Origin of the sequence: Albidovulum sp. (assembly GCF_049646345.1) — a bacterium.
In the GTDB taxonomy this organism is placed as follows: Bacteria; Pseudomonadota; Alphaproteobacteria; order Rhodobacterales; family Rhodobacteraceae; genus Albidovulum.
Genome location: NZ_JBARVQ010000348.1, coordinates 1 through 7,650, shown reverse-complemented (window position 1 = coordinate 7,650; position 7,650 = coordinate 1). Strand labels below are relative to the sequence as shown.

The window sequence follows — 7,650 nt, the reverse complement described above, 5'->3', positions numbered from 1 at the left end:
CCTTAGAGGGACAGAATGGGGCTGAAAACGGTCAAGGTGACTTTGCGAAGGGACATTTTGTCCATGTCGCCCCACTGCTTCTGCCACGCTCATCCGGCCACGCGTCGGCACCAGCCCAGAATGGCGTCGAAATCAAGCGCCAGCGGTTCAGCCATCTCATCGGCAAAGGTCCGGAAACCCGGCAGGTTGGCGCTGTTGACCGCCGTCAGAACCGGCACGCCCGCCGCCAGCGCCCGGCCAATGACCGGACGAAAGCCCCGACCGTCGATCTCCTGCTTGCCGAACTTGTTGACGATCAGAAGGCGCGGTTCCGCGTCCAGCGCCGCCTCAACCATACCGACAGCCTGTTCCAGCCCCGACGGGTCAAGCCGACACCCCTTGGCGAGCGATCCTAGGTTCTGCGATATCCGCACGATCCGGTCGGCGGCCAGCACATGCAGGTCCATGTCGCAGGGATGCATCTCACCGCGTTCGGAATTGACCTGAACGGCCCCGGCCAGCGGCCAGCCATCGTCATGCAGATGCCGCGCCACATCGGCCAGCAAAAGGTCCGCAGCCCCCCGTCCTTCCGCGATGACATAGCCGAGCATGACCGCATCCCCTTGAAACCCCTCCCGCCGGAATACAAGATGCCGGGCGAAACGGAAAGTCACCCCATGCCCCCGCACCTGCCGATCCTGCCCGACCCCGCCGATCCCCGACTGACGCGCCGCGTCACCGGCATTGACCAGACCGGCACCGCGACCGAAATCTCGGTCGTCGAGGAACGCCCTCTGACGATCTTCCTGAACGCGCAGGAGATCGTGACGGCGATGACCATCGGCGACTACCCCGATTATCTGGCGCTGGGGTTTCTGCGCAATCAGGGGATGCTGAAGGCGGACGATGTGGTGACGGGCGTCGATTTCGACGAAGAGATCGAGACGGTCGTGGTCCGCACCGAACGCGCGACTTCGTATGAGGAGAAGGTGAAGAAGAAGACCCGGACCAGCGGTTGCGCCGTGGGCACGGTCTTTGGCGACATGATGGAGGGGCTGGAGGGGCTGCAATTGCCAGCCGCCGAGGTCCGGACAAGCTGGCTCTATGCGTTGGCCAAGGCGATCAACACCACACCCTCGCTCTATCTGGCGGCGGGCGCGATCCACGGCACGGTTTTGTGCCAAGGGGACCGCCCGCTGGTCTATATGGAGGATGTCGGGCGGCACAATGCTGTCGACAAGATCGCCGGTTACATGTTCCGCCACACAGTCCCGGCAGGGGACAAGATCCTTTATACGACCGGGCGGCTGACCTCGGAAATGGTGATCAAGACCGCCCAGATGGGCGTCCCCGTCCTCGCCTCGCGGTCGGGCTTCACCGCCTGGGGGGTGGAAATCGCACGTCAGGTGGGCCTGACACTGATCGGACGGATGCGGGGACAGCGGTTCGTCTGTCTGTCGGGCGAGGAACGACTTGTCCGGGACGCAGCCCTGACCGGGGAAGAGGAAGACCGCAAACACCGGCGCAAGGGGGCGGAAGATGCGTGACGGCACCGCGATCCGCTGGCAGCATGTCTGGACCGACGATCTTCTGGACGACTTCCAGAAAATGGTACTTGGCGGTTATGCCGCTGGCGAGGATAACGGCCATCCGGTTCCGGTTTTCGGGATCATCAAGTTCAGTGCCGCTTTGCTTGTCTGTCTGGTTCTGGCGCTTCTGATCCCTCTCGGCTTCGACCGGGAAAGCATAGGCTGGGCGCTTGGTGGGTTTATCGGCGGATATGTTCTTTACGCGGTGCTGTTTGATCCGGTCATCGACCGGCTGCGCGCCCGTGGCGCGGTCAACAGCGCGCGAACCAGCCTGCAGGACGAGGTGACAATCGACGCCAATGGCTTTCGGATGGCCAACAGCTTTCATTCCGAGCTTATCCGCTGGAGCGGGGTCAAGCGTATGTTCCACGCCCGGACCGGGCTCGGCATCGGGTTCGAGGACGGGCGGGGCCTGATCGTGCCCGACATCTACCTGCCCAAGGACATGGATCGTCAGACGCTGGCGACACGCATCGCCGCATGGATGGATGCAGCATGACCCTGCCCGGCATCATTCTTGCGGGGGGCCGCGCCACGCGCATGGGCGGCGGCGACAAGGGGCTGAAACGCGTGGCGGGGGAACGGCTGATCGACCTTGTGATTGCGCGGCTGGCGCCCCAATGCGGCCCGCTTGCGATCAACGCCAATGGCGATCCGGCGCGCTTGGCCGAATTCGGATTGCCGATCCTGCCCGACAGTATGCCCGACCATCCCGGCCCCTTGGCCGGGGTACTTGCCGGGCTCGACTGGGCGGCCGGGCTCGGGGCAAGCGCGATTGTCACCGCCGCCGCAGATACACCGTTCTTTCCCACCGATCTGGTAGCCCGGCTGCAGGCCGCCGCTGGGCCATCGGGCCTGGCGCTCGCCGCCAGCCGGGACGAAGACGGCAGGCTCTGGCAACACCCGACCTTCGGCCTCTGGCCTGTGAGCTTGCGCGATGATCTGCGCGCAGCACTGGAAGGGGGCTTGCGGAAAATCGTCCTCTGGACCGGGCGCCACGGGGCAGGCAGCGCGGATTTCCCCTCCGACCCGTTCGACCCCTTCTTCAACATCAATACGCCCGAGGACATCGTCGCGGCGGAAAGGCTGCTGGCATGAGGGTCTATGGCGTTACCGGCTGGAAGAACTCAGGCAAGACTACACTGATGGAGCGGCTGGTGGAGGAGATCACCCGGCGGGGCCTCACCGTCTCAACCGTCAAGCACGCCCACCACGCGACCGAGATCGACCATGAAGGCCGCGACAGCTATCGTCACCGGCAGGCGGGCGCGCATGAGGTGCTGGTCGCCTCGCCCGTCCGCTGGGCGCTGATGCATGAGCTGCGCGGCGCGCCAGAGCCGCCTTTGGCCGAGCTTCTGGCCAAACTCTCCCCCGTCGATCTGGTGCTGATCGAAGGCTACAAGCGCGAAGCCCACCCGAAAATCGAAGCCCACCGGGCCGAAACCGGACGGCCACTGCTTGCCCCGGAGAACACGACCGTGCGGGCCGTCGCCTCCGATGCCGCGCCCGGGGGGCTGACCGTACCCGTCTTCGATCTGAATGACATCACGGCGATCGTGGATTTCATCCTGAAGGAGGTCGGATTGTGAACGATCTTATCCCCCCGCGCCTGCGTGATGATTGTTTTGCCATGCCGCAAGGCGTTGAGTGGGTGCCCGTGGATGAGGCGCTTGACCGGCTGCGTGCGGCACTTGTGCCGCTGACCCAAACGGAAACACTGCCGGTCGCGAAGGCTTCAGGTCGGGTGCTGGCGGCCGATTGCATTGCGCGGCGCTCGAACCCGCCCCGCGCCAATTCCGCCGTTGACGGCTATGGTTTTGCCCACGGGGCGACCGGATCGGGTGTCCAGCGCCTGCCGCTGGTTGCGGACCGGGCAGCGGCAGGGCAACCTTTTGCGGGGACGGTACCCGCCGGTCATGCGATCCGCATTCTGACGGGGGCGATCCTGCCCGAAGGCGTCGATACCGTGGTGCTGGAGGAAGACTGCGCGACGGATGGCGCAATGGTCGCCTTCGACGGTCCGGTTAAGCCACGCGCCAATACCCGCAAGGCGGGTGAGGATGTCGCCGAAGGCACCGTCGCCCTGACCACCGGGCACAGGCTTCGCCCCCCCGATCTTGCGCTGCTTTCAGCCCTTGGCATCGCCGAGGTCAGGGTCTATCGCCCGCTTCGCGTGGGCGTCCTGTCGACCGGGGACGAGATTGTCGGCCGCCCGGCCGAAGCCGCCCGGCCCCATCAGATCTATGACGCCAACCGGCCGATGCTTCTGTCGATGGCAGCGGCGTGGGGTGCCGTGCCGGTCGACCTTGGCCATATCCGCGACGACCCCGCCCTGATCTCCGCCGCGCTGGACCGGGGGGCGGAAGCGGCGGATGTGATCCTGACTTCGGGCGGGGCCTCGGCGGGGGACGAGGATCACGTCTCGGCGCTGCTGCGGGAAAAGGGCCAGCTCACAAGCTGGCGCATTGCGATGAAACCGGGGCGGCCGCTGGCGCTCGCGCTCTGGTCCGGCGTGCCGGTCTTCGGTCTGCCCGGCAATCCGGTCGCGGCCTTTGTCTGCGCCGCGATCTTTGCCGGGCCTGCGCTGAGCCTGATGTCGGGCGCAGGCTGGGCGGAACCACTGGCCATGACCCTGCCCGCCGGTTTTGCAAAGTCCAAGAAAGCAGGCCGTCGCGAATACCTGCGCGCCCGGATCGGCGCTGACGGTCGGGTGGAGACATTTGCCTCAGAAGGCTCGGGCCGGATCAGCGGGCTGAGTTGGGCCACCGGCCTTGTCGAACTGCCAGACGCGGCAATGACAATCCAGCCTGGCGATCCGGTGCGGTTCCTGCCCTATCAGGCGTTCGGGTTGTGACCCGAAGGGTTATGCGGCCTCGGCAAGCATCCGATGTGCCGCCGACTGGGAAATTGACAGGCCACGCCGCAGTCGTTCAATGAAGTCATCAGCTTGCGGTACCAGACTGCCATTCTCAGTCGACAGCAATGCCGCGGCGGAAAAGACCATCTCGCGCTGATCGCCGTTCAGAAGCCGCCCCAATCCTGTGATTTCAGTTTCACTCAGATCGCATTTCGCCCGCGACACGATGGACAGCGCGCCACTCATGCCGACCTTTGCGCCCTGCACTTTGGAGCAGATTGCCTCAAGCAGTTCCACCCGCTGCACATCGGCCGCCCCGGCATTGACCACAGCACTGCCGAGAAGCGTCATGAGCGCATCCATGGGCGAGGCCACCTTGCCCGCTTCCTGACCGCCCGATGGATTGGACAGCTTCGGCTGCGGCTTTGCCCGGGCCGGCCGCTTGTTCGACATCCAGGAAAATCCGAAAAACGCCAGCAGGACTACAACGAAGATACTGTTGCGTCCATAACCTTGAAGGCCGACAGTGGGGTTTTCCGGCAGATCGGCCGGAACAATTCCCATCGACTGCATCTGCGCAAAACCACCCTCTTTCATGCTGAGATACTGGTCCGTTTCGCACCGGTTCTCGGCCATGACATAGGCTTCGGCGTAGGTGAACAATGGAATGAACAGGATGCCGAATTCCTCGTCGAGCCTGCACAAAGACAGAGTACTGCCGCTTCTCGAAGGCATCGGCGTTTCCGCGAGAAATGTCAGAGTTTGCTTGCTACTCCCGCCGCCGCCCCGCTTTGCCTCGGCCCCTGTCGCCGAACTGATCAGAACCGCACAAACAATCAACAGGTTGCGCAACAGCATCTCGTTCTTCCCGTATCGTGTGATCTCTGAAGCCAGCGCTAAATTTCAATGGCGGCGGAAATTTGCAGGAATTTCGCCTTTTTCGTGTGCGTCCGGCGCACACGCCCCCCTATGCGCGAGCCCGGGTTCCAGAGCGTCGGCGACAAAACTGTTCATTTTGAAAAACGGGTTCCGCCCGTGGCGGCAAAGGGACAAAACGCCCGACCGATCAAACTGCCCACCACCACCGTATGTACAAACAGGCAACTCAGACCAGGGCCGTCTCACTCGTTAACAGGCGCAGGTCGGGTGCCATCTTCGTCGATGGCGACCGCCGCTGAAAGACGACGCGCCGATACAGGATCAGTCGGATGTGTTCGAAACCGAGTATTCCGAAAGGGACGGTTTGTATCTGGACGAGCGGACAAGGGGTTGTTCCGTGAAGAACACGACGAAAACGTCAAGGACTGAGATCAACGCACGGGTCAAAGGCCATATCGCCAAAGCCGCAATCGCCGCTTCACCTTCGCCAACGGCCAGGAAAAGCGCCGAAGACGCCATCGCGAACACCAACGCAGCCCTTTCAATGAAATGGTAGATCGGCATCGTCATAGTCCCCTTCACATCAGCCCCTTCTTTTACCCGCCTCACTTCGTTTCTTGTTGGCCGGTCACCGCGATGCACGCATGTGACCGGCGTTTGTCGTTGCTATTCGAGGTCTTCGATCGGCTCTTCCGCCGGTTCCTCGGCCGGCTCTTCGACCGGTTCTTCCACTTCAGGCATCGCCCGCGTCACACCGAGGGCGGAGGCAAGTTCATCCAGCAACTGATCGGTTCCTTCCGGAGACAGCGGCTTGTTGGATTCGGTGACTATGCGCTGCTCGGAGGCGGACAACAGATCATCAAGAGCCTGTTGCTCCGCATCACTCGCGAGATCTTCAGCCTCGGCATCGGCCAGAGCCTGTGCAGCTTCGACATCCGCCGCATCACAATTGTCCGAGCAGCTTACCACGCCGTCTTCCACCGAGTAGACCGGGTCACCCGCAACCGCATCAGCATTGAGAGCATCAGCCAGCTCCTGGTCGGTAGCATCGTATGAACCTCCGCCAAGAAGCGAATCGATTGCTGCGGCTTCGGCATCGGTCAGTTCAGCGCCGGATGCCGCCTTGGCCGCGACCTGATACTGCGAAAGGGCGCCGATCGTGCCATTGAAGTTCTGATTGCGGATATGGGCGTCGAGTGCCGCCTGATTCGCATTGGCCGCATTCCATTTGCCCTTTTTGTTGGGATGCAGGGGGGCCTCATATGTCGCATCAACGGCAGCGGGGGCCTTCTTTTTTGCCTTTGCCGCAGAAGCCGCCGCAGCCTGCTTCACCGGTTTATCAGCCTTGGTCGACTTGGACGCATTCTGCGATTTGCCCTGACCGCCATTGTTCGATCCGCCGCGATCACTCTTGCCGCCGCCGTTGCCGCCTGCGTCGCCGCCGTTGCCGCCGCCATTGCCACCGCCGTTGCCTCCGCCGTTACCGCCACCATTACCGCCGCCGTTGCCGCCGCCGTTGCCGCCGCCATTGCCACCGCCGTTACCGCCGCCATTGCCACCGCCATTCTTGGCGTAGACGGCGTCCGGCATGGCAACCGCAGTCACGAAAGCGGCTGTACCAAGCGTTGCAATTGCAAAACTGGCGGCTTTGATAAGCGTTCCGGATCTGGTCATTCTGGTGTTCCTGACTATAACTGTTGCACTTGCCCCAACCCCGGTCATGCAGACTGGGAATCAGGCGACGTTAACAACAACTAAGCACGGGCTGCTTGAACCGGTGGACAACGAGACGTTCACATCAGGTTCATCTCGGGTCTGGTACTAGGCGAACATGTTTAGAAATTTACTGAGTATCGGTCTGGTAGTTTTTGGGCTTGCGCCTTCGTTGGCGTGGGCGGCCGAGCCACGTGAACTTAACCAGAATGAGTTGCGCCAAAGCGTCGATGCTGGCCGCAGCCTGGGTTTGCAGAAAATACTCTCATCAATCAAACGCCGCGTATCCGGGGAACCCGTCGATGTCCGCGCGTTTGAGACGGATGGCATCTACTACCATGTTCTGGTCATGCAGCCGAACGGTGTCCTTGCCAGTGTGATCGTTGATGCCGCGACCGGACGGATGGTCAGTGGGAAGTCAGCAAACGCCAAGGCCGTACGTCAAGCTGCGCGCGCCAATCCTTCCGGCAAGGGAGTGGGCAATCCGGGCAAGGGCAAGGGCAAGAGCAACGGCAAATCGGGCGACAAAGGCGGCGCTGGTGGTAACAGCGGCGGCAACGGCGGCGGTAATGGCGGCGGCAGCGGCGGCGGTAATGGCGGCGGTAATGGCGGCGGCAGCGGCGGCGGTAATGG

General features: G+C 63.0%; 9 protein-coding genes. 6 read left to right on the top strand and 3 right to left on the bottom strand.

Annotated features, from left to right (window positions below; translation table 11 throughout):
• Positions 1–89 precede the first annotated feature (89 nt).
• Positions 90–590: a DUF2478 domain-containing protein gene (locus WBB85_RS08705; RefSeq protein ID WP_432638231.1), complete on the bottom strand. Its 501-nt coding sequence runs from the start codon at positions 588–590 to the stop codon at positions 90–92.
• Positions 591–656: 66 nt separating this feature from the next.
• Between WBB85_RS08705 and WBB85_RS08700 the strand changes: the two genes are divergently transcribed.
• From WBB85_RS08700 to WBB85_RS08680, 5 genes are read left to right on the top strand one after another with little or no spacing between them, the layout of a single operon-like run.
• On the top strand, positions 657–1,526 hold the full coding sequence (locus WBB85_RS08700; protein ID WP_432638230.1) for a formate dehydrogenase accessory sulfurtransferase FdhD: 870 nt from the start codon (positions 657–659) through the stop codon (positions 1,524–1,526).
• On the top strand, positions 1,519–2,067 hold the full coding sequence (locus tag WBB85_RS08695) for a hypothetical protein (protein ID WP_432638229.1): 549 nt from the start codon (positions 1,519–1,521) through the stop codon (positions 2,065–2,067). Before WBB85_RS08700 ends, WBB85_RS08695 begins: the two co-directional genes overlap by 8 nt.
• A complete protein-coding gene (mobA, locus tag WBB85_RS08690) occupies positions 2,064–2,666 on the top strand; it encodes a molybdenum cofactor guanylyltransferase MobA (RefSeq protein ID WP_432638228.1) in 603 nt (200 codons plus the stop codon). The genes WBB85_RS08695 and mobA overlap by 4 nt, the downstream gene beginning before the upstream one ends.
• Positions 2,663–3,157: a molybdopterin-guanine dinucleotide biosynthesis protein B gene (gene mobB / locus WBB85_RS08685; RefSeq protein ID WP_432638227.1), complete on the top strand. Its 495-nt coding sequence runs from the start codon at positions 2,663–2,665 to the stop codon at positions 3,155–3,157. Before mobA ends, mobB begins: the two co-directional genes overlap by 4 nt.
• Positions 3,154–4,422 carry a molybdopterin-binding protein gene (locus WBB85_RS08680; protein ID WP_432638226.1) on the top strand — a complete coding sequence of 423 codons (1,269 nt, stop codon included), beginning with the start codon at positions 3,154–3,156 and terminating at the stop codon, positions 4,420–4,422. The genes mobB and WBB85_RS08680 overlap by 4 nt, the downstream gene beginning before the upstream one ends.
• Positions 4,423–4,431: 9 nt before the next feature.
• Here the strand turns inward: WBB85_RS08680 and WBB85_RS08675 are convergent, their stop codons facing one another.
• Positions 4,432–5,160, bottom strand: coding sequence for a hypothetical protein (locus WBB85_RS08675; RefSeq protein WP_432638225.1), 729 nt, complete (start codon positions 5,158–5,160; stop codon positions 4,432–4,434).
• A gap of 810 nt (positions 5,161–5,970) precedes the next feature.
• Positions 5,971–6,978, bottom strand: a complete 1,008-nt coding sequence (locus WBB85_RS08670; protein ID WP_432638224.1) for a hypothetical protein — start codon at positions 6,976–6,978, stop codon at positions 5,971–5,973.
• Between the two features lie 157 nt (positions 6,979–7,135).
• Between WBB85_RS08670 and WBB85_RS08665 the strand changes: the two genes are divergently transcribed.
• Positions 7,136–7,650, top strand: a 515-nt coding sequence (locus WBB85_RS08665) for a PepSY domain-containing protein (RefSeq protein WP_432638223.1), incomplete at its 3' end; no start/stop codon positions are given.

Bases quoted from the DNA above. Each gene is read 5' to 3' on its own strand.
- WBB85_RS08705 (WP_432638231.1), bottom strand. From the start codon at position 590: ATGCTCGGCTATGTCATCGCGGAAGGACGGGGGGCTGCGGACCTTTTG.
- WBB85_RS08700 (WP_432638230.1), top strand. From the start codon at position 657: ATGCCCCCGCACCTGCCGATCCTGCCCGACCCCGCCGATCCCCGACTG.
- WBB85_RS08695 (WP_432638229.1), top strand. From the start codon at position 1,519: ATGCGTGACGGCACCGCGATCCGCTGGCAGCATGTCTGGACCGACGAT.
- mobA (WP_432638228.1), top strand. From the start codon at position 2,064: ATGACCCTGCCCGGCATCATTCTTGCGGGGGGCCGCGCCACGCGCATG.
- mobB (WP_432638227.1), top strand. From the start codon at position 2,663: ATGAGGGTCTATGGCGTTACCGGCTGGAAGAACTCAGGCAAGACTACA.
- WBB85_RS08675 (WP_432638225.1), bottom strand. From the start codon at position 5,160: ATGCCTTCGAGAAGCGGCAGTACTCTGTCTTTGTGCAGGCTCGACGAG.
- WBB85_RS08670 (WP_432638224.1), bottom strand. From the start codon at position 6,978: ATGACCAGATCCGGAACGCTTATCAAAGCCGCCAGTTTTGCAATTGCA.